The organism is Chryseobacterium sp. YR221 (assembly GCF_900176315.1).
Classification (GTDB): domain Bacteria; phylum Bacteroidota; class Bacteroidia; order Flavobacteriales; family Weeksellaceae; genus Chryseobacterium; species Chryseobacterium rhizosphaerae.
On the sequence record NZ_FWXM01000002.1, the window covers coordinates 661,264 to 684,045 of the forward strand.

At 35.7% G+C, this 22,782-nt stretch carries 26 protein-coding genes and 1 riboswitch; of the genes, 25 read left to right on the plus strand and 1 reads right to left on the minus strand.

Annotated elements, in window-relative coordinates; all coding sequences use genetic code 11:
* Positions 1–21 precede the first annotated feature (21 nt).
* The 25 genes from B8967_RS07935 (at position 22) to ribB (ending at position 20,618) form a co-directional block, all read left to right on the plus strand.
* On the plus strand, positions 22–1,197 hold the full coding sequence (locus B8967_RS07935; RefSeq protein ID WP_143330485.1) for a Kelch repeat-containing protein: 1,176 nt from the start codon (positions 22–24) through the stop codon (positions 1,195–1,197).
* Positions 1,198–1,541: 344 nt separating this feature from the next.
* Positions 1,542–1,934, plus strand: coding sequence for a DUF5071 domain-containing protein (locus tag B8967_RS07940; RefSeq protein WP_084085588.1), 393 nt, complete (start codon positions 1,542–1,544; stop codon positions 1,932–1,934).
* 186 nt (positions 1,935–2,120) lie between these two features.
* Positions 2,121–3,047, plus strand: a complete 927-nt coding sequence (locus B8967_RS07945; RefSeq protein WP_228406082.1) for a serine hydrolase domain-containing protein — start codon at positions 2,121–2,123, stop codon at positions 3,045–3,047.
* Positions 3,048–3,051: 4 nt separating this feature from the next.
* Entirely contained in the window at positions 3,052–3,711 is a 660-nt protein-coding gene (locus tag B8967_RS07950; protein WP_084085591.1) for a DUF2461 domain-containing protein, read from the plus strand.
* An 81-nt stretch (positions 3,712–3,792) separates the two neighbouring features.
* Positions 3,793–5,046 carry a serine hydrolase domain-containing protein gene (locus tag B8967_RS07955; RefSeq protein ID WP_084085593.1) on the plus strand — a complete coding sequence of 418 codons (1,254 nt, stop codon included), beginning with the start codon at positions 3,793–3,795 and terminating at the stop codon, positions 5,044–5,046.
* Between the two features lie 125 nt (positions 5,047–5,171).
* Entirely contained in the window at positions 5,172–5,690 is a 519-nt protein-coding gene (locus tag B8967_RS07960; protein WP_143330486.1) for a hypothetical protein, read from the plus strand.
* Positions 5,691–5,694: 4 nt separating this feature from the next.
* Positions 5,695–6,453 carry a CHM family subclass B1 metallo-beta-lactamase gene (blaCHM, locus tag B8967_RS07965; protein WP_084085881.1) on the plus strand — a complete coding sequence of 253 codons (759 nt, stop codon included), beginning with the start codon at positions 5,695–5,697 and terminating at the stop codon, positions 6,451–6,453.
* 40 nt (positions 6,454–6,493) lie between these two features.
* A complete protein-coding gene (locus tag B8967_RS07970; protein ID WP_084085597.1) occupies positions 6,494–6,919 on the plus strand; it encodes a DUF1801 domain-containing protein in 426 nt (141 codons plus the stop codon).
* A gap of 33 nt (positions 6,920–6,952) precedes the next feature.
* Positions 6,953–7,252, plus strand: a complete 300-nt coding sequence (locus B8967_RS07975; RefSeq protein WP_084085599.1) for a hypothetical protein — start codon at positions 6,953–6,955, stop codon at positions 7,250–7,252.
* 124 nt (positions 7,253–7,376) lie between these two features.
* Positions 7,377–7,877, plus strand: coding sequence for a DUF2004 domain-containing protein (locus B8967_RS07980; RefSeq protein WP_084085601.1), 501 nt, complete (start codon positions 7,377–7,379; stop codon positions 7,875–7,877).
* Between the two features lie 20 nt (positions 7,878–7,897).
* Complete coding sequence (locus B8967_RS22300; protein WP_143330487.1) at positions 7,898–8,851, plus strand: DUF6985 domain-containing protein; 954 nt, start codon at positions 7,898–7,900, stop codon at positions 8,849–8,851.
* Between the two features lie 130 nt (positions 8,852–8,981).
* Positions 8,982–11,039, plus strand: a complete 2,058-nt coding sequence (locus tag B8967_RS07990) for a M48 family metallopeptidase (protein ID WP_084085603.1) — start codon at positions 8,982–8,984, stop codon at positions 11,037–11,039.
* 255 nt (positions 11,040–11,294) lie between these two features.
* Complete coding sequence (locus tag B8967_RS07995; RefSeq protein WP_084085605.1) at positions 11,295–11,579, plus strand: VOC family protein; 285 nt, start codon at positions 11,295–11,297, stop codon at positions 11,577–11,579.
* Between the two features lies 1 nt (position 11,580).
* Complete coding sequence (locus B8967_RS08000) at positions 11,581–12,126, plus strand: dihydrofolate reductase family protein (protein WP_084085607.1); 546 nt, start codon at positions 11,581–11,583, stop codon at positions 12,124–12,126.
* A gap of 132 nt (positions 12,127–12,258) precedes the next feature.
* A complete protein-coding gene (locus B8967_RS08005) occupies positions 12,259–12,846 on the plus strand; it encodes a hypothetical protein (RefSeq protein WP_084085609.1) in 588 nt (195 codons plus the stop codon).
* A gap of 153 nt (positions 12,847–12,999) precedes the next feature.
* Positions 13,000–13,383 carry a 5-carboxymethyl-2-hydroxymuconate Delta-isomerase gene (locus B8967_RS08010; protein WP_084085611.1) on the plus strand — a complete coding sequence of 128 codons (384 nt, stop codon included), beginning with the start codon at positions 13,000–13,002 and terminating at the stop codon, positions 13,381–13,383.
* A gap of 48 nt (positions 13,384–13,431) precedes the next feature.
* Positions 13,432–13,935 carry a DinB family protein gene (locus tag B8967_RS08015; protein ID WP_084085613.1) on the plus strand — a complete coding sequence of 168 codons (504 nt, stop codon included), beginning with the start codon at positions 13,432–13,434 and terminating at the stop codon, positions 13,933–13,935.
* Positions 13,936–13,971: 36 nt separating this feature from the next.
* Positions 13,972–14,382 carry an NAD(+)--rifampin ADP-ribosyltransferase gene (gene arr, locus B8967_RS08020; protein WP_084085616.1) on the plus strand — a complete coding sequence of 137 codons (411 nt, stop codon included), beginning with the start codon at positions 13,972–13,974 and terminating at the stop codon, positions 14,380–14,382.
* Between the two features lie 315 nt (positions 14,383–14,697).
* A complete protein-coding gene (locus B8967_RS08025; RefSeq protein WP_084085618.1) occupies positions 14,698–15,489 on the plus strand; it encodes a hypothetical protein in 792 nt (263 codons plus the stop codon).
* Positions 15,490–15,502: 13 nt separating this feature from the next.
* Complete coding sequence (locus B8967_RS08030; protein ID WP_143330488.1) at positions 15,503–16,243, plus strand: hypothetical protein; 741 nt, start codon at positions 15,503–15,505, stop codon at positions 16,241–16,243.
* A 108-nt stretch (positions 16,244–16,351) separates the two neighbouring features.
* Positions 16,352–17,596, plus strand: coding sequence for a hypothetical protein (locus tag B8967_RS08035; protein ID WP_084085622.1), 1,245 nt, complete (start codon positions 16,352–16,354; stop codon positions 17,594–17,596).
* On the plus strand, positions 17,571–18,440 hold the full coding sequence (locus tag B8967_RS08040) for an alpha/beta fold hydrolase (protein ID WP_410493781.1): 870 nt from the start codon (positions 17,571–17,573) through the stop codon (positions 18,438–18,440). The genes B8967_RS08035 and B8967_RS08040 overlap by 26 nt, the downstream gene beginning before the upstream one ends.
* A gap of 11 nt (positions 18,441–18,451) precedes the next feature.
* A complete protein-coding gene (locus B8967_RS08045; RefSeq protein WP_084085626.1) occupies positions 18,452–18,802 on the plus strand; it encodes a DUF2200 domain-containing protein in 351 nt (116 codons plus the stop codon).
* A gap of 11 nt (positions 18,803–18,813) precedes the next feature.
* The gene (locus B8967_RS08050) at positions 18,814–19,572 is read left to right on the plus strand and encodes an SMI1/KNR4 family protein (RefSeq protein ID WP_084085628.1); all 759 of its coding nucleotides are present in this window, start codon (positions 18,814–18,816) and stop codon (positions 19,570–19,572) included.
* A 180-nt stretch (positions 19,573–19,752) separates the two neighbouring features.
* Positions 19,753–19,878, plus strand: a riboswitch (FMN riboswitch).
* 92 nt (positions 19,879–19,970) lie between these two features.
* A complete protein-coding gene (ribB, locus tag B8967_RS08055; RefSeq protein WP_084085630.1) occupies positions 19,971–20,618 on the plus strand; it encodes a 3,4-dihydroxy-2-butanone-4-phosphate synthase in 648 nt (215 codons plus the stop codon).
* Positions 20,619–20,691: 73 nt separating this feature from the next.
* Here ribB and B8967_RS08060 read toward each other — a convergent pair whose 3' ends face one another.
* Positions 20,692–22,776, minus strand: a complete 2,085-nt coding sequence (locus B8967_RS08060; protein WP_084085632.1) for a TonB-dependent receptor domain-containing protein — start codon at positions 22,774–22,776, stop codon at positions 20,692–20,694.
* Positions 22,777–22,782: the final 6 nt, after the last annotated feature.

A 22,782-nucleotide genomic window follows, 5' to 3' on the forward strand; every position in this document is an offset into this window, starting at 1 on the left:
AAACACTAAATCATAAAGCCATTGAAAACAAAATTATTATTCCTTTTATTTTTGGGCTCATTGTCAGCCCATGCACAGACACTTCATTTTAAAAATCTCGCTAATATGTCTGCAGGCAGGGGTGCCATAACCAGTGTAATTGTAAATGACAATATATATGTGAGCAATGGATATCAGGAAAAAGGAGGTATCGCCAATTATATTGAGAAATATAATATTACTGATAACAGCTGGAGTATTCTCAATTCTACTCTATTTACCAAGAAATTTGCTAATTCTGAGACTTATAATAATAAAATATATATTTTTAACGGTTGGGGAAATAGCCATCTTGAAATTGTAGACCTTGCCACCAATACAATAACGAAGGGGGCTGTTAATCGCTCCTATACAGGAAATGCAGGTTCTGCCATCCATAATGGCAAAATATATGTGTTTGGTGGCAGCGGATTAAGCGGAGCCAAAAACACCGTATTTTCTAATAAATTTCAGGTGTACGATATCGCTTCAAATACCTGGAATTCATTACCGGATATGCCCACAGCCAGAGAAACAAAGGGCAAAATTGTTAATGATAAGCTTTATGTCATTGGTGGTTTTAACGGTACCCCATCCCGTCTGATCAATGTATACGACCTCAACACTAATCTTTGGATCAAGCAATATACAATGCCTGCTGGTATATCGGGACACGCATTAGCAGTATCCGATAATAAGATTTTTATTGTAGGTGGTTTTAACAATCAAACTTTTCTGGCCTATTTTGATACGACAACCAATACATTCCATCAGTTATCATCCAATATGATTCCCAGAAGACATGCAGCAGCGGAAGTATATAACAATAAACTATACATCATCGGTGGAAGTACAACGTCTCTCACCAGCTCAGCCATTAAAAGCATACAGGTGGCAGATATTAACGAAAATGTACTCTCTGCAAATGTAGCCAATGATGATCATGAAACTGAAACAAGGGTTTATACCAACGCAGCCAGAGACGGTTTTCGGATCAGTAATAAAAATAACAGCAATCAGTTTGAATATACCATTCTCACAAAAGATGGGAAGCCAATCAGTAAAGGTTTTGCCTATTATAATAAAATAATAGATTTATCAAAAGTCCGAAGAGGAATTTACTTTTTTAGTTATAAAAATGAAAAGGGGGTTTTACAACAGGTTAAAATTTACAGATAAACCTTAATCCATTGAGAGTATCAGAATTAAAAGTTCACAGAATAATTCGTAGACCATCAAAAATAGTTGACAAGTATGGCAATAGAATTTTTGAAGAATATGAATATGATTTCAAATAATGTACGGCTAACATGTATAGTTGGCTGATATTTTTTTAAAGCTCCTTCTGATAATAGTAAAAAAACAATAACTGACAGTCGTACCCTAAAAAACACTATGATTAAAATGAATTTAAACTTTAGTGATATGAGCTACGCAAAGTCTTCCGACTTTTGCCAGTAAAATAGATAATCCAAAGTTTGGAGACTTCGGAGAGCAAGCAGAAATTATAAAAACAGCTAAAAATGATTGAAAATATTAAAGATTTAATTCCAAAAAATAAAGGCGATTTATCTACAGCTGAAAAGCTAACCAACTATTCCTATGACGATGTAAAAGAAATTATTCCGAATTTACTCGAATGGCTGCAAGATTTTAACTGGCCAGTGGCAAAACCTGTTTCAGAATACTTAGAAAGCATCAATGATAAAATTACAACAGACTTACTTTCAATTTTAAGAAGCAACGAAGATGAAGTATGGAAATATTGGATTATTACTATTTTTGGCCCCATAACTCAAAGTCCTACTATCAAAAATGAAATAATTCGGATTGCTACTTCTCCAACAAAAAATGAGATGATTCAAGAAGTAGATGAAGTTGCGAAAGGAATTGTGAATAATAGAAATTGGAAATAAAAAACTATTGCCCCCCAACTCCTCAAAGTCTTACGACCTCGAGCAACACAAGAAATTCGCAAAACCAATAACAAAAAACTAAACATGCAATCTTGTAAACAACTCCTCTTGCTTTCCATTATTCTGTTACTTCTAACGAATAATACATGGGCACAAACAAAAAAGGCCCATCAAATCGACTCATTAATGAAACGGTCAAGTCAGATGGGTAATTTTAATGGAAATGTTTTAGTGTCAGAAAATAATAGAATTATTTACCATGCTTCTTTGGGCTTCACTGATGCTACAAAAACAAAAAAATTAACAACTGATTACAGGTTTAATATTGGTTCTATTACCAAAGAATTTAGTGGTGTCGCACTGCTTCAATTGCAGGAGCAGGGGAAATTAAAGATCGAAGATCATGTTTCCCAATATATTCCGGAATTACCCAAATGGGCCAATGAAGTTACCATAAAAGATTTGTTACAGTATACAAGTGGACTACCCAATGTAAATTGGAAAAAAATTAAAAATGATAAGGACATTTTTGATGATTTAAAATTAATTGACAAACTAGAATTTGTTCCAGGAACTCAATACGATTACAACATGAATAATGTTTTTCTAAGGCAGTTTATTTTGGAGCGGATTACGGGAATGCCTTTTAACCTGTATGCAGAAAAGTTCATTTTTAAGCCTTGTAAAATGACATCTTCTGTAATGACTCCCTTTGAAAATGAAAACAACATCGCCAAAGGATTTAATAATGATTCAGTGGCGGACAAAGCGGATCTTCCCCTAACAGGAGGAACTTACTTAACGACTCTGGATTTACTGAAATGGTCAGGCTGTCTTCATTCCAATAAAGTCATCAATGCAGATTCATTATTTGAGCTGGGGCAGCAATTTAACCTACCGGAAACTCAATCTTCTTTAGGACAGGCAAAATTTAAAAACAGAAAATTAATTGAACATGTACACGATGGGAGATACGGAAACTATGAAGCCTTATTCGTTTCTGATCCCAATAAAAAGCTGACCATTATTCTGCTAGGAAACAATCACAACGGACAATTATTTGAAATTTCTGATGCTATTACAGGAATTTTGAAAAACAAAAAAGAAAAATAAGATCATGAAAAAAACATTTGAATTCCTCAACCATTTAAAAGAAAATAACAACAGGGAATGGTTTACCACACACAAGTCAGAATTTGATTCTATTGTGAAAGACAACAAAGTTTTTTTTAATCAAATCTATACTGAACTTCAGGAATATGATAATCTGAAAGGAATTCATATTTTCAGAATTTACAGAGACGTTCGTTTTTCTAAAGATCAGACTCCATACAAAACCAATTTCGGAGTGGGATATTCCCGTTCGAAACCAATGTTACGAGGTGGATATTATATTCAGCTGGAACCCGGCAACAGTTTTGTAGGAGGTGGATTTTGGGGACCTGAAGCCAAAGACTTACTCCGTATCCGTAAAGAATTTGAAATCAGTACCACGGAAATTGAAAAGATTACCTCTGATAAAACCTTTGTAAAATATTTTGGAAAGCTCGACGGTGATTCCGTAAAAACAGCGCCGAGAGGTTTTGATAAAAATCATCCGGCCATAGATTTAATCAGAAAAAAACAATATCTGGTCCTGCGAAAATTTACCGATAAAGAGGTTTTATCCGACAATTTTCAAAAGGAAGTAGTGCTCACCTTACTGGCTATGCGTCCCTTTTTTGATTATATGAGCGAGGTCCTGACAACAGATCTCAATGGAGAGCCCTTATTTTAATTCCGAACCGGTTGTTTGAAAATAAAACTCTGATAATGTAATAATTAGGGTGATAAAATTGTTTTTATATAAAATGCCAGTATGAAAAATCTAAACTACAGCCTTCTTTTTGTTTTAATGATTATTTTCTGTCAGGCACAGAAAAAACAATCCGCGGAATTGATCAAGGTCCAAAAAGAATTAACGGATAAACTCACAAAAATCAGTAAGAATACAAGCTTCAATGGATTTGGAGTGGCATTGGTAAATGATCATGATATTTTGTATCAAAACGGATTCGGCGTTGCCAGGCTAAAGCCACTTCAAAAATATGATGAAAACACTGTTCAGAATATAGCCTCAGTTTCAAAAACATTGATTGGTATTGCGGTCCTTAAAGCTCAGGAATTGGGAAAACTAAAACTGGATGATCCCGTTAATCAATATCTTCCATTTAAAGTGACCAATCCTTATCATCCGGAAATCCCGGTAACGATCCGGCAATTGACCACCCACACCTCTTCTATCAATGACAATACTGCTTATTTAAATAATACTGTTGTTTTAAAAGATACTGTCAATCTTGCCAACCATTTGCATATTGATATCTCTCCTACCCACTTCAATCCTCCTTCTGCAAAAATTTCCATCGAAGAGTTTTTAACTCATGTGGTCAGCGAAAAAGGAAAATGGTATGCTAAAGATGTATTCACCGAAAATAAACCTGGTGAGCTCTTTAATTATTCTAATATTGGGGCAACCCTGGCAGCACTGGTTCTGGAAAAGGCAACGGGAATCTCTTATGACACATTTACAGCGAAATATATTCTTGAGCCTTTACAAATGAATCATTCCGGCTGGAAATTTAATGCTATTAATTTTTCAAAGTATACGCAGACATTTATCAATAAACAAACACCCTACCCCTATTATTCACTCAATACTTATCCTGACGGAGGATTGCTGACCACTTCCAGTGACATGAGCAAATACCTTCTGGAACTGATGAAAGGGTATTTTGGGAACGGAAGCATTCTTTCCAAAGAAAGTTATAAAGAATATTTTACGCCTCAGCTGAAAGCCGAAAACTTCAAGGACAGAAGCAACAGTGAATACAGTGACGAATACAATATGGGCATCACAATGGGCTTTGGCTCTACCGGAAACTTTGGCCATACCGGTGGCGATCCGGGAATGAATTCCGTGATATGGTTTTTTAAAGATCAAAAGATGGGCAGATATTTAATCGTCAATACAGATTGGGATCAAAAAGTTTCGGGAAAAGACCAAAAAGCCATTTATGACCTGCTGGATGAATATTTTATAAAACTGGATGCACTGAGCCGTTTACATTAACATTTATATGTAGATTTAGGCAATAATTAGGATGATATGACAGCTCAGGAAATTGAATTATTACTGAAAGAAAGAGTTACGAGATTAGAATTATCATCACGGAATTAGACTCAAAAAATAAACTCATGAAAGAAAATAATTTAAATCTAAAATCAATACACGTAGTCATAATAAGCTTGTTGCTATTCATCTCATGCAGTAAAAAACAGGAGCCCGTTCTAACTGATCAATATAAAAAGTGGGAAACGCTTGAAATTAAAACAAGATTTCAAACCTTAACAATTTCTAAATTTTCTGACTCTGCCGACTATTACAACATTATTGTCGGTAATAAAGAATTTAAAGTTATTCCGGAATCAACACCTGAAAAAACAGATCCTGAACAACCGGAGCATAAAATAATACTTTTTACCAAAGCAGAAAAAGACAGTTTGAGTAGGTATATTTATGAATCTGTAACACAGCCCAAATTCACTAATGTTCTGGCAACAGATTACGCAGGAGGCGTTATTCTTAGATTTGATAGAGAAAATATGAATTTGATGTGCGAATATAATTCTGTTGGAGATTGGACTACAGTTTCGGAAAATACTGAAAAGATTTATAATCTGATCAGCAAAAAAGTTGAAATATCAAAGCAATAAACCTATGAAAACTACCCTTACCCATATAGTCGCTATAGTATTTTCTTTCGTCATCATAAGCTGTAGTTCTCAACATAAAGACCGTTTTAAAGCAAAAGAAGTGTATACATCTCCCCATCTGGTTATTACCCAGATTTCGGAACATTCTTTTATCCATACTTCTTTTAAACAAACCAATGATTTTGGTAATGTTCCCTGCAACGGACTTGTTGTAAAAAATAATAATGAAACCATTGTTTTCGACACCCCCATTAATGACAAAAGTTCAGAAGAACTGATACAATGGATCAATGGAACACTTCATGCAAAAATAAATGCCGTTATTCCTACCCATTTCCATGATGACAGTTCAGGAGGATTGCAGGCTTTTCATAATCATCATATTCCTTCCTATGCCTATTCCAAAACCATTGAATTAGCCAAACAAAACAAGTTTGTAATTCCTGAAAATAGTTTTAATGATTCGTTGGTTTTAAAAGTTGGCAATGAAAAAACGATCACGAGGTTTTTCGGTGAAGGCCATACCAAAGATAATGTGGTAGGGTATTTTCCTGGTGAACATATATTGTTTGGAGGCTGTTTATTAAAAGAGCTTGATGCAGGTAAAGGATATCTGGGAGATGCTAATGTGGCAGCATGGTCCAATACAGTTGAAAAAGTAAAAAAAGAATATCCTGATGTGAAAATTGTGGTTCCGGGACATGGAGAATATGGGAACGGAAAACTACTGGACTATACCATTACATTATTTAAAACTCAATAAAAAATTCGCCCAATAATAACTTGCAATATTAAAATTGTATATGAACACCGAGGAACAAATTCAGGAGTATATCAACAGTCAGCATGAACCAAAACGTACCGACATGCAGGAGCTGCACCGCATCATTTTGGAACTTATACCGGAATCTCAGTTGTGGTTTCTGGATGGAAAAAACAGTGAAGGCAAAACAGTTTCCAATCCCAATATCGGATATGGGTTTCATACCATGCAATATACTGATGGAAAAACCAGAGATTTTTATCAGGTGGGAATGAGTGCCAACACCACCGGGATTTCTATTTATATTTTGGGAATTGAGGATAAAAATTATTTGACTCAAACTTATGGTGAAAAAATAGGGAAGGCTAGCGTGACCGGATATTGTATTAAGTTTAAAAAACTAAAAGATATCAACATTGAAATACTTCAGGAAGCTATACAGTTCGGATTACAACAAAACACGTAGTTTCCCGTCAACTCTACGCAAAAAGCACAAACCATGAAAAATTCTTCAAATACTATAACCGGTACACTGACCCTCTTTTTTGTTTTAGGGGTGCTGTCAATTCTTATTGGGATAGTGTTTTCCATTATTGCCTTTGACAGTGTATCTGCACAGGATGGTTTGGCCGGAATGTATGCATTATTCGGATTAATTCCTGTTGTCATCATTATGATCATAGACAGAATTTGTGTATGGAAGTTGGGGCCAAAGAAAGTGAACAAAGTCCAGTTCTATATTGCCGGAATATTCATTGTGCTATTTATTCTTAACTGGATAAGACTACAGCTTCAATGAACACAAAAAAGACATTTAAAACCAAAAACAGGAAATAAGAAAATTTCCATCATCACCAGGAGATGAAGTAAGTAAAATGGTATATTAGCAGAAAGCTTAGATAAAGGCATAAAAAAAAATAACCATGGCAGAATACACACTACCCTATTTTGGACAACTCTCAACAGAAGATATTGAAGAATATTATGATGTGACGATTGATTTTAATGGCAATGAAATTCAACTGGATTTAAATTTCGAAAACAACAGCATTGCCCCTTCCCAATTGGATAAAGTAAAAAATTACCTTGAAAATATCGGGAAATTTGACAGCCTTAATAAAACATACATCCTGAATGATTATCATGATGAAGACGGTGAAACCGTAAAGTTTTATGTAGAACACCATCTTGAAGAATGTGAGAAAGAAGAGCTTTCATCACTGATCAACTTCGATGATTCAACCACTCAGCCGGAACAACAGCTTTTGAAAAAACTGGAACTGGTTCGGGTTGGAATTTATCCTGACAGTGAAGACAGCTTTGCCATTTCAGACTATTCAATTGGCCGGGATATTACAGATTATCTGGTGGTAATCAATACCGACGAAAACGGAAAGCTAGATGATATGGCCATGGAAAGCTAACATAAAAAAATAAAACACCAATGTCAAATGCTGAAAAGATAATTAACGAAATCGATATATTTTTAGAAAAGTCGATGCTTAAAACTTCTACAATCACCGGGGAAGAATTCATCAGTTTTATAGAGGAGAAATGGGAAGAAGCCGATGATGAAAAATATGATATATATCAGGCTTACATCATAAGCAGCCGGATGATTAATGAATATATCCGGGGAAAAGATTTCGAAAATATGATGAGATGGCTGGAGATTACTGACCGTCACTCCGCGGCTCACAAAAATGCGTCTTATATCCGGAATTATTATGCAGGAGAATGCTGCCTGGAATGTGGCAATGAAGAAAAAGCCCTGGAATATTTCAACTTATGTTATGCTGAAAATCAGGAGTATATTTTTTCAAGAGCCCCTTTTTGCTATGAGTTCTTCAATAAACATCTCGATCATCCCAGAAACCTGCCTGATCAGAACGAGAGTGATGATGACTATTTTGAACTTAGTATTGAACTGAAGCACTGGCAGACTTTCTTCCAAAAAGAAGATCCTGAATTTTATTACGAACTCTTGGATGAGGAAGATGACTATATGGATGAACCAACCCCGGCACAGGAAAATGGATTACATTACCTACAGGAAAACCAGGAAGTCGTCTTAGAAAAAATATTGACTGAACTTTTAAAGCAATACCCCGGCCTACAAAAAAATTACAACTATTCTGAAGAAGACAAAACAGATTTTATGCCTGATTTAAAAGATATACAAGGTTTTGCTCATCTTCTGTCACCAACTTATTTTTATATTACCTCAGTGGTTAAGGATCACTACCCATACATCGGGTTAGGATTTTCCTGTTCATGGGACAGCGAACATGGTTTGGGAATTATGATTCATAAAGACCGGATTATAGAAATAGGAAGTGCGGCCACAGCATTTGACAGCTGGGCAGCAGAAAAAGATCTAAACAGTATCAACAGCTAGTTTCGGTACATCTACCCATCACCTGAAGAAGAATAAACGATATAAAAAATCTTAGAAACCACTCTATTTTTTTGAGTGGTTTTTTGTTTTGTTAGCTTTATGAATGTAATATTGTAAAAAAATTATTACCATGTACATTCAGGTTTCTGAAGATTTCAAAAAGAAGAGTAAATCCGCTATTCTGGCGATCAGCATTTTCGTCATTGTATATATCCTTATGTTTCTTTTTACCATTATTTTGGCTGTAGCCTGCATTGGTGGAGGAATTTTACTTATCATAACCAAACCAATGTTTCTAACCCTCATGTTGGGAATAGGCGCTGCAGGAACCGGCGTCTGTGTTTTCTTTTTTATCATCAAATTTTTATTCAAGAAACATATCAACGACAGAAGTTATCTTACAGAAATTACAAGAACACAGGAGCCTCAGCTTTTTAAAATGATTGATGAGATCGTAAAAGAAGCTGAAACGGATTTTCCTAAAAAAGTATATCTATCCTATGATGTCAATGCCAGTGTTTTTTATGATTCAAGTTTTTGGAGTATGTTTCTTCCTATTAAAAAAAACCTGACCATAGGGGTGGGATTAATCAACACTTCTACAAAACAGGAATTAAAGGCTGTACTCTCCCACGAATTCGGACATTTTTCCCAACGTTCTATGAAGGTAGGAAGTTATGTGTATAATGTAAACCAGATTATTTTTAATCTTGTTAATGATGATCAGTCCTATCGGAACTCTATAGAAAGCTGGGCAAGTATGAGTGGTTATTTTTCCATTTTTGCAGCGATTTCCCTTTTTATCACCAATAAAATCCAATGGGTTCTTTCGAAAATGTATTCTTTTGTCAATATCCGTCATATGGCACTTTCCAGAGAAATGGAGTTTCATGCCGATGAAGTGGCTGCCCATATTGCAGGTTCCGTTTCATTGGAAGAATCTCTTCTCAGGATAGAACTGGCAAGCAACTCCTATAACAATGTGATTAGTTTTTACGATGCTAAGGTGTCAAAAAATCAGGCGAGCAAAAATATTTACAAAGAACAGTCTTTTGTGATGAATTTTCTGGCCACCCAAAATGAACTGGAAATGAAATATGATCTTCCGAATGTAAAACTTTCAGAATCCGGTCTTTTTAATAAATCAAAACTGATGATTGAGAACCAATGGGCATCACACCCTTCTCATGAAGAGCGTATCGCAAGACTTCGAACACTTAATATTATAAAGGATACCGACAATGAGCACGCTAAAAACTTATTCCAGGACTTCGAAAAAACTGAGGAAAAACTTACCGCAAAGCTCTTTTCAAAGGTAAAATACCAGAAAGGAAAAACTGAGCTGGAACTGGATGTTTTTAAAACAGAATTTGAAGAACAGTACAACAGGGATTCTTTTGACAAAATTTTCAACAGTTATTACGATAACAAAAATCCTGATTTTACCATTCAGGAAAACCATATTGTCAAAGATCTTCTTTTTGACGAACTTTTCAGCAAAGAAAAAGTGGAATTGGTCTACACCCTGATCGCCCTTGAAAATGATAAAAAAACAATAGAAGCTATTGCCAGTAAAGAATTGGTTTTAAAAACATTTGATTACGACGGAAAGAAATATACGGCTAAGGAAGCTAAAAACCTGATTCCTGAAATCGACCATTCTATTTCTGAAATACAAAAACAAATTCAGCAGAATGATTCCGATATCTATCATTATTTCCTTTCCTCCACAGATGATTCCGGTAAAAAAACAGAATTTATAAATGCCTATCAGCTTCTTTCAGCATATGACGCAAGCTATGAGGAAAAATTAAAGGTTTATACAGATATTGCTCATGCAACAGCCTTTATGAGCACGAAAACTATGCCTGAGCAGATCAAACGAAATTTCCTGAATCTAAAACCATTGGAGGATACATTAAAAAATGAAATCAGACCTTATTTAGAAAATACATCTATCTCATTTTATCTGGAAGAACAGGATGTCAAAGATCTGAACTACTATATCGAGAACCATTTAATATACTTCAACAACGATCATTATATTGATACCCATCTGCAGCTTCTGATGAGAGCGATCAATGTTTATCCTTATCTTCTCAACAGAAAATATTTCCTGCTAAAGAAAGACCTTTTGAATACAATGAAAGATTTGGCAAATTCTGGTTATACGGAGAAGGTGAATTGATATTGTACCTTGAATTTCAAAGTAAGGAATTAATTACTTCCAGTTTCAATTTATCTTCATTGCCCACTTTGTGAAATCTTTTTTATTAATTTAGTTCTCCCGAAATTAATAACGTTCTTCTTTAAAAACATACAAGAATACGATCTGAAAATGAATACAAAACTGGATACCATTCTATTTTACGTGAAAAATATTGAAGTGATGAAAAACTTTTATGTTGAACACTTTAATATAAAAGTCATTGAATAAGATGATATGTGGGTATTGCTGGATGTAGGTGCTGTAAACCTGGCATTTCATAAAATCGGAGATCAGTATCTCGAAAAGATAGACGAAGGATATTTATTTGACAACAATACCAAAATAGTTTTTACAGTTGATCTTGATATAGAATCAGCCAGAAATGAACTTCTTTCAAAAAATGTTCAGATGAGAGAAGTCAAAACATTTGAAAACTATGGTTTTTGGTTGTGCGACGGAACAGATCCTGAAGGAAATGTATTTCAATTAAAAACTAAAAAAAAAAATTCTCCACTGTAAAATGAAACAAGTATTATTAGATTTAGCTATCACTCTAGACGGGTTTATCGAAGGACCCAACGGAGAAACCGACTGGTGTATTATGGATGATGACATGGATTTTGACGGTTTCCTTTCAGGAATTGACACCATTTTTTATGGAAGAATAAGCTATGATGCCTGGGGAAATTATCAACCGGAAGAAAATGCTACTCCGGAAGAGCAAAAACTTTGGGAAGCTGTTCATTCAAAAAATAAATTTGTGTTTTCAAGCCAACACAGAGAAGATAAAAATGCAACCTTTATCAATGCTGACATTATAGAAAAGGTTTCTGAAATCAAGAAACAGGGTGGAAAAGATATCTGGCTATACGGAGGGGCAAGCCTCATTACGACTTTTATTCAAAATAACCTGATTGATGTTTACAGAATTTCTGTTCATCCAATTGCTTTAGGTAGTGGGAAACCTTTGTTTGAAGATTTGAAAGAGCGACTCAATTTAAAATTAATAAAAACCAATGTTTTTAAATCCGGAGTGGTACAGCTTATTTATACTTCTGATTCATGAAAAAAATAATTATTATTAGCAGTATCATTTTTTGACAGTTGTTTTCTTCAATGACCATTTTTATACGCCCAAAAAACCTTCACATTATCTGGCCAAAAACACTTAATTTTGAATAAGTTATACTATTAAACTATGTTGTTTAAAGAAATACATCTACAGGGTATTAAATCCGGAAGTATCAGTTTAGCTTTTCGGAAATGGAAAAAAGGAGCTGTAAAAAAGGGTTCCTTAATAAAAACATCTGTGGGAGTAGTGAAAATTGGCGACATTGAAATAGTAGAGGAGCAGGATATTTCTGAAGAAGATTCCATAAACGCCGGTTTCAAAAACAAACAACACTTGCTCGATTCCTTTCCTGGTGCTATTGGGATACCTATCTTTAAAATATCTGTTAGCTATTACTCTGAAGACCCAAGAATAGATGTACGGGAACAGACTGATCTTACTGATGAAAAATACCTTGAACTCAAGGAAAAGCTTAGACGGTTAGATCAATTCAGTAAGCAGGGGGATTGGACAAAAGCCGTTTTAATTGCAATAGAAAATCATCCCCAACTACAGGCGGCAGGTATTGCAAAGCTGACAGGCTTCGAAAAAGAATGGGTAAAACCCAATATCCGGAAATTGAAAAATTTGGGGTTGACTATCAGTCACTCTATTGGCTATGAAATCTCACCATTTGGAAAATTATTGCTTGAAAAACTAAAACACGAAGAATAAAAAGCTGAAATTTAATACATAGCGATGTTCAGCACCCGTATTCTACAATCTTAAAAAACCTTTTCCTTTTTTTACGAATAGTATTTTTCATATTGTCTTTTTTATTAATTTCGAAAGTATACAACCCAACCAAAACTAATTAATTGAATTGCTATGCCTCATTTTATCATAGATTGTTCACAGGATATATTTCAGCAGAACACCCCTGGTGAAATCATGGATACAGTATACCATGCTGCTGATTCCACAGGACTTTTTGCACCCAATGATATCAAAGTAAGGATTCAGCCCTATCAATATTACCGGCTGGGAAAACACAAAACAAACTTTTTACACGTCTTCGGTTTTATTATGGAAGGACGTCATACAGAACAGAAAGCCCATCTTTCAAAACAAATTACATCCCAACTTACGAAACTGCTCCCGGATATTTCTTTTCTCTCCGTTAATATTAGTGAATTTGAAGCAGCAACATATACCAATAAAGCGCTTATTAATCCTGACAATATAGAGAATGACCGACATTTTGGCCTGTAAGTATTATTGAGAAATTGAATTTAAAAACCAACCAAAATATAAACTATTATGAGCTTAAAAACATTAGTCACCAAAAGTGTTCAGTACAACAGTTGGGTATTCAACAAATATCTCGACTGGTTAGCCACAAAATCTGATGAACAGCTTAACCAGGAAACCATTTCCAGTTTTCCGACCATCCTGAAAACCTTACACCATATCTGGCAGACACAGGAATACTGGTGGAGCCATATTTCTGAAAACAATAACTTTGATTTTGCTCAAACGTCAGCTGCAGACAGCAGAGAAGAGGTTTTTAACGCCTTAAGAAACAATTCACAAAAACTTGTGGATTATGTGGAAAACTTATCTGAAGAAGATCTGGAAAAAAATATAAAGATTGAATCTCAGTGGTTCCAATGTGATTTTACAAAGTATGAATATATTCAACACATTATTATACATGGAACTTTTCACCGCGGACAGATTGTAACAATGGGAAGAAATATAGGAATAACAGATGCTCCTATGACAGATTTTAATTTCTGGAATATTTATAAAGATCAAAAATAATTTCTTTAAGTGCTCTCATAAAAAATATCAATACCTATGAACATTTCCGAAGAAGCTCCCGTCTATTACCACGGGACCAAAGCAGATCTTACCACCGGAGACCTCATCGAAGTAGGTTTCAGCTCCAATTATGGTACGGGGAGGAAGGCAAAATACATTTATCTTACAGCAACTCTGGAGGCTGCCACATGGGGTGCAGAGCTGGCTCAGGGAGAAGGAAAAGAAAGAATTTATAAGGTAGAGCCCACAGGGAGTATTGAAGATGATCCTAACCTGACGGATAAAAAATTTCCGGGAAACCCTACAAAATCTTACCGTTCCCAACATCCTTTCAGGGTAATTGGAGAAGTTACCGACTGGAAAGGGCATTCGCCGGAGCAGCTTGCCCACATGAAAAAGCATCTTGAAGAACTTAAAAGGCAGGGAATCGAAGCGATTGAAGACTGATAACTTTTAAATAGAACAGGAAAAGTCTTCCGCATCATTACAATTACATTTCCACAAACCCATCAATCCATATGAATAAAATGTGGATAACTTTTTTATTACCTCATAATAAACCTACTGAAAAACATCCTAAAACATAGGCTATGAGACAGTTTATTGATAGATACGTTTTACACATTGTGGATAAGTTATCCACAAATCTGACCAATCATAGTTTTGAAATTATCAATAACCTGAATCTATTTTTATATACATCACAGGAGAAGTGGATAAATGTTTTTGTACCTTACTACAGAAAACCTAAGCCGGCAAATCATGAAAAACTATCTCTTTATTCTTTTCACCCTTCTTTATATTCCTTGTTTATCGCAGGATAAAATAACTTTATCCCACACTTCTCAACACGAGGACTTTATTGAGATCGGGATAGAAATAAATAAACCAACCGGTAAATTTGACCTGATAGATCTGGATACTATGATCGTTACAGATGATAAAAAGAACATGCTGAAGGAAAGTAAAGAATACCCCTTAAATTATAACTATAACAATGGGACAAATAAAATAAAACATTTTTACGTTCCTGATAAAAAGTTCAAAACAATAGACATCACCGGAATCCTTAATTATTTTACCCCATCAGCAGCAAACAATTCATACTTTAATTTAGGTCCTCTTAAAAATATTGTCCGAAATACGAACCTGATTGATAAAAAAATAACAGAAAAAAATCCGCTCCTTTATTTTAGCATTCTGGATTCCACAGCCATCAACAAGGCTTTTCCTGATTTCAAATATAGATTGGATGATGATAAAGACTATACAAAAATAGACTTCGAAAGCTTTGATATTATGTATGCGTACAGGTATAACAATAAGCAAAAACTTGTATATTTCATCAACGACAATATGGATCCCGGGTACAATACCTTAACCTTACGTGATAAAAGTACGGGCATCATCTATAAACTGGTTAAATTAAAGCGTGACATGTCTTCTTCTGAGAAAGATCAAACCAATGTGGAGCTCATGATAGAAAATGAGCAATCCATCAGGAGAATCCCTTTTGAATTGAAAAATGTAATAGTGAAGGTAAATAAAAATTAAATAAACGATGCATATGATCAGGTTTTCAGTATTGCTATTCTGCAGCTATTTTCTATTGTACTCATGTTCCGGGCCGGCACCTGCTTCAAAAATCACAGCTATTTCTGAGGTAAAGGCGGAAATTGAAATTTATCAAAGCTTAACAGATGAAAACGATAATATCATTACCGTCATTTTATATGATAAAAAAAATAAAGAGATAGGCAACGAGTCTATCAACATTTGGGTCAATCAAAAGGAAACAGATTACCAAATCATGCAAAATTTATATTATAGCAAAAATTACTATTACCGAATTGAACATGTACAGCCCAAAAACGGACAGTATGATCTTCAGATACAATTGGCCAATGGCAAAAAGTTCTTTCTCGGAAATGCTCCCGTGCTTGCCACAAGTAGTCCCAATAATATTATCTACAACAAAGAAGCTTCTCTGAACCAGGACTTTTCTATACAGTGGTCAAACCTGTATGATGTCAACACACTCCACATCTCAAAAAGTGTTGAAGTAGAAAACAAGCAGAATACTAACATTCATTCTTTTATAGAGGGCCCTACAGACACTATAAAAATTAATGCTGATGGGAAGTATCAGATAGCATGGGAGAAATTATTATTTAATCCTAAAGAAAAACTCAGTACCATGAGCTTTAAATTTATTGCCCAAAAAAAGGGTACACTTAATCCGTCATTGCTAAAAGGAAGCAGTATAAAAATCTGGGGTGAACATCAAAAACGAACTTCTTTCAAATAAAAATATTTATATTTACTTATTCTGAGATCATCTATTATTTTCTGATACACCTTTACATCTTCTACAGATGATCAGTCAGAATAACAAAATCATAAAATATACTTTTCAATGTACAATACTACGATCCAAAAGGAATGGTTCTCGAATGGAGAACGCTATGCTAAAGAAATTAATGAAATGGTTGAGTTTGGCGAAAAAAACGGCTGGGAAAACTGGAAAGGTGAAGAACCGGAAGATAAAAGAGCCCATTTGGCCTCGGAAGTTTTTGAATTACTTAAAGCGGCCAATCAAAATGGTGAAACAGAGCTATTCAGAGAGCAGTTTCCTCCGGCACACAGTCCAATTATTCCATTAATGAAAGAAAAATCTCAAAGTATTGAGCAGCTACACTTCATTAGTGATCAGAAAATTGTTTTCCTTACCGGTACCTCTTATGAAAAAAGACAGGCCTATGTTCTTGATCAGGATAACATCACAACACTGGATGAGTCTATTCACGCCATTGGAAAATCTAAACAGGGAAATATTTTTGCCTTAGCTACTCCCGGAAAAATATCTCTTTATAAAGGTTGGAACGGCGAAATCATCAATGAGTTTACGCTCAGTGAAACCGAAGATTCCGGAATTACAGAGATGACGCCCTTCAATGATGGAAATAAAGTTCTTGTAGTTTCTTCAAACGGGATTTATCTGATCTCTAAAGAAGACAAAAAACTTATTCACCCAATCAATGAAGACAATGATGAAGACTGGACTTCGCAAATCGATATGGAAAACGCAGCCTTATCACATGACAATACTTATATTGCTGTGGGTGATCAGGGCTATGATCACAGGATATTAGATGCGGAAGGAAATACATTAGGAGCCATTGGGCCCCAATCTTCCTATCCTCATTTTTGTCTCTTTGCAAAAGATGACAGCCAGCTGATCACCAACTCCTGTCACTTTTATAATGGTATTACCATTGGAATCAATTCAGATCAGTATGTAGGAGCAGATATCGAGGCGTATACCGAAAGTGATGATTTCACTTTCATTGATGAAGAGATGAGAGTCTATGCAGGAGTAGCTACAAAAGACCATTATATCCTGGGGGATGCCTATGGCTATATCAAAGCATTTGATACAAAAGGAAATCAGCTTTGGAGATATTTCCTGGGCTCCACAATTTCCGGCATGACTGTTTCAGACAATGGGGAAACACTTTGGGTAGCTGCCCATTCCGGGATTTTACATAAACTAACACTTAATAAAGGTCAAAGAGACACTCATATTATAGGTAACGGAAAACATTATGAAGAATTCAGATTACTGATCTGGAAAGATGAACCACAGGCCTGGAAATGGTAAGTTTCAGATCCTGAACCTTTTATTTCTATTTCACAATAAACTATCAATCATTACAACTTATTACATGGAAAAATATGCAGTATCAGCAGACGGACAAAAAATTTATTATAAAGAATCCGGGAGCGGAAAAACTTCAGTCATCTTTATACATGGATGGTTGGGAAATGCCCAATGGTGGGAAAGCCAACAGGAATATTTTAAAGATCAATACCATATTGTACAACTTGATTTAGCCGGACATGGAAAATCTGATGCCTCCAGACTGGACTGGACAAGCCAGCAATATGCCAATGATATTAAAGCTGTAGCTGATGAAATTCATTCTTCAGATATTATTCTTGTGGGCCACTCTATGTCCGGAGCTTATGTCCTTGAAGCAGCATTGAAAATCCCACAGGTGAAAGCCCTTGTTTTAATTGATACCCTAAAAAATTTAGATGAATCTTTTACAGAAGAGCAGGCTGAACAGTTTTTGTTTACCCATTACCGTCATGATTTTAAAAATGCCGTGGAAAATATTCTTCCTCAATATTTATTTACAGAAAAAACACCCGCTTCAGTAAAAGAAAGACTGTCTTATGAGTTTCTTCAAAACGAACCGGAAGCAGCCATTAATCTCCTCAACCCTTTATATAAAACAGATTTTAAAATAATTGCGGAACAGATTCAGGTACCGGTGGTTGCTATTAACTCGGATGCCTCGCCTACCCATCCCGAAAACAACCGCAAGTATCTGAAAGACTACGATTATGTAACCATCACAGAAGTTGGACACTATCCTATGCTGGAAAAACCCGATGAGTTCAATACCATACTCGATAAAGTACTTAAGAAATTAATCTAAATTTTAGAGCCATGCAAAACACCCGGATATTTACGACATCTGTTGCCAGTGTTTATCCTCACTATATTCAAAAAGCGAAAAAAAAAGGCCGTACCCAATCAGAAGTCGATGAGATTATCTGCTGGCTGACCGGCTATGACCAACAGGGACTTCAGGACCACCTCGATCAAAAAACTGATTTTAAAACATTTTTTGAACAGGCCCCGCAGATTAACCCTAATGTTTCTTTGATCAAAGGCGTCATTTGTGGATATCGGGTAGAGGAAATTGAAGATGAACTGATGAGAAATATCAGGTATATGGATAAACTCATCGATGAATTGGCCAAAGGAAAAAAAATGGAGAAAATATTGAGACAATAATTTTTACATTGATGACATTAGAAGAAATAACTGAACAACTCATCCGTTTATCCGAAGGAAAACTTAGTGCTGAGGAATGGTTGCACTGGTTCACACAACATAAAGAAAGTGTGGAAAAAATATGTGGAAGAAGAGCTTTCCTTGGTATGAAACCTAGGGATAGCTTCAGTGATATCAGAAATCTATATATTGGACAACTGGCTGCTTTTGACTGGCTGCAATTACAAAAAATAAATACCAACCTGTCTGATCTTTATAAAAAAGGCTGGGAAAAAGAATTCAATGATTTTTGTAAAGCAGAAAAAGAGAAAGAACGTCAGCTTCAAAAAACAGTAGAAAGTCAATTTGGGCATTTAAAAGACATCTATCCAAGATTCCTTAAACAACTCACAAAATCCTACAGTACTTCTGATCATATTGAAAAAGGGGCAGACCCGCAGCGTATTCAAAACAAAGAAAAGGAACTTTCAATACAGCTCCCGGAAGATCTGATTTTATTCTATCAAAATATATCCAGGCTGGAACTTGAGGGGCTAACCATTGATCTCGAGGAACTCGATATTGAAATCATTCAAAATAAAACCTATCTGGTCTTAGGAGAATTTTGGATTCATGGAGATGGAGATCAGTTGTTGTACCATTGGGAAAGTCAGAAAATGTACATTCTCGCTCATGAACATCAACCTCCCAAGCTCATCAAAATAGCAAACTCTTTATCTGATCTCGTTGAAAAAAAATGGGTTTCTTATTTAAAAGAATATGAAAACTAAGACAAAGAGGCTTCAGAAATCTATAAGGGACATCGTCACAGATGCTCCTTATAGATTGATAAAAAGTATCGGAAATTTCTTCTCCAATTCAAAAAACTTCCCGAAATTAGCGGCCTGTGCGTTAAATACGATTCAATGAAATAAAAATTTAAATTAAAACATACAGCAAAACTTAGTATAAGTTTTCTTCGGGGCAGGGTGTAATTCCCTACCGGCGGTTATAGTCCGCGACTCCTTTCATTTGAAGGGACTGATTTGGTGAAATTCCAAAACCGACAGTTAAAGTCTGGATGGGAGAAGAAAATGAGATGATCAGTAAGATTCCTTATGGACTCTTAGTGTGTCGTATTTCATTTCCATGTACCGAAGACTATTTTAACTTTTAAAAGTAAAATAACATGGAAAAATTATTAGAACAATTCGGAGCTACCTCCAAAGAACGTGTAGAAAAAGCACTTCAAACATTACAGCAGGGAAAAGGTATTCTTTTAGTAGACGATGAAAACCGTGAAAATGAAGGCGATATCATCTATCCCGCTTCCACTATTACAGAAAAAGACATGGCACTTCTGATCCGCGAATGCAGCGGTATTGTCTGTTTATGTATTTCTGAGGAAAAAAGTAAGCATCTCAACTTACGTCCCATGGTGGAAAACAACAATTCAAAAAACCAAACGGCATTTACCATTACCATTGAAGCTAAAGAGGGTGTCGAATCCGGTGTTTCAGCCAAAGACCGTGTGACAACCATCAGGACAGCTGTTGCTGCCAATGCTCAGGCTGAACATATTGCCAGCCCGGGGCATGTATTTCCTTTAATCGCCAAAAAAGGCGGAGTATTTGAAAGACGGGGCCATACAGAGGGCAGCGTAGATCTTGTAAAAATGGCTAATCTTGGGGACGATGCTGTCCTTTGTGAATTAACCAATGAAGACGGTTCTATGGCAAGACTTCCCGAAATTGTGGATTTTGCCACCAGAAAAGGAATGACCGTCGTAACCATTGAAGATATTTATGCTTACCGCAAAATGATCATCAGCAACTAAAATAAAATATATTTAACGCACAGAACAGCCGGCTGATTGTATCAGCCGGCTGTTTTTATAGGTCAATGGTATTTTAAAAAGTAGCAGCCGGAGCTGTTTCATTATTAAGTTTTCTTTGAAGCTCAGTTTTCTTTCCTGTTGAGAAATCATAGCTCAGCCCCAAAACAAACATCGATTTATTATTCATAATCTGTGTATGAACCCTGTAGTCTACAAGACTTTCCGGAAGGCTTTTCGTTTTATATTCTGAAGGCATTCCCATCCAGTACATTCCTGTAGAGAAGGTCCAGTTTTTATGCTTATAACTTACAAAAATATTATTCTGGTTTTCATTGGTATTGAGGAAAGCTCCACTAAGACTGTACACCGGAATATTGAACTGATATTGAAGTGAAAAAGCTTTATACTCCGAAGACAGCACAAAATAGTTTCCTAAATAATTATTTTTAATCAAAGCGCCTGCACTTGTTTTTACCGTTTCAGAAGTGGGCGTTATCACTGCTTTTATGACAAGCAGGCTGTTCCCAAATGGTTTATAAGATCCTGTCAGCTGTACACCATACCTTTGTCCGTTTTTTCCATTCTCATAAGTCAGTGCATATCCACCCAAAACTGTATCGTGAACATAATATTGGTTAATCACCCTATCTGTATACCGGTAAAATAAAGCCGCATTAAAATCGAAATGTTTATTATTAAAAGAATACGTTAATGTATTCGAAAAAACCTGCTGAGATTGTAAAAAAGGATTTCCCCTTTGTACAATATTCGGAGCCAACTGTACCACATTACTGCTCAATGCATTACTCCAAGGACTTACTGGGCTGTAGCTTCCTGTAAAACGGAGGTTTTGATTGTTTTTCAACTGATACCCTAAAATCACTTTGGGAGTAAAAGTCCATTCATCAAAGGTATTTTCAGCACTTTTATTGTGAATATTGGTAAGCCCGGCACCAAGGCGGTAAGTAAACTTTTCAATTTTTCCTGAAAACTCAGTGTAAAAATACTGTTCAAGATAGGTAACGCTATACTGAGAATAGCCGGCAAGATTATTTAGGTCATTGGAAATGGAAGATCTTGAAATACGATATCCTGATGAAAGCTTTCCTGCTGCAAAATCATGAGCATGGGCAAGCTCTCCCACAATGCTTGTTTGCCTGGCTTTCAGTGTCATATCATTGTCATATACAGAAAGCCCGGAACCTACGATCCATTCTTTTGCCGTTTCTGATGTATTGGTAGTATAGTGAGATCCTACCACATTAATACTCAGCTCATCCTTTTCCCCTATTTTCTTTGAATAATATAAATCCAGTTTAGGAATCACATAATCTGAACCGTTATTTTTAAACATGGCATGTTCTTCACTTGCATGATCTTCTGTAAAAATACTTTGTCCTACCCCTTTTGAAAACCTGCTGAAAATATCCATGTTCAACTTCGCCTGGAAAGCATACTGATCAGGAACCAGTCTGGTGTAACGTAATGCTACATTCTGAAAAGTATATCCAAAATGATCCGTTCTGTTTTCATCAGAACGGTAATGCTTCCCATTCAGCTGATAGTCATAAATACTGTTTACTCTTCTGTCATCGTAATCTCTTAAGTTCAGGGAATATTCAAGGCCAAAATTATTTTTCCCTTTGGTATAATTGGCATAGGCAGCGCCATTTACAAACCCTGTATTCAAGGCTGAAGATACATCAGCTCCAAAAACATAACCCGTTTCCGTAGATCTTGTCAGAATATTAACAACGGTATCTGCTCTTGTTGCCCATCTTGCCGGCGGAATATCATAATACTCCACTTTTACCACCTCACTGGGGGCTACACTGCGGATCTGTAAATCCGTAGCTTCAATTCCGTTTATAAGAAATAATATACTTCCTCCTTTTGTACTGGTAATCGTATTGGCTACAGGATCTAGCTGCAGCTCCGGGAGCGTACGCAGCAGATCTTTTGCATAACGTGCCCTTTCCAGGGCTTCTTTGTCAAAAGTATAGACTGCTTTATCTGCAAACTGCTTTTTACGTTGTGCCTTTACAATAACTTCCTGAATCTCTTCGGTCTTCGCTCCCTTAACAGTATCATTCACCTTCTCCTGCGAAAACATAAAGGTTCCACAAAGTACAAACACGGTATATATAGTTTTTTTCATATCAGA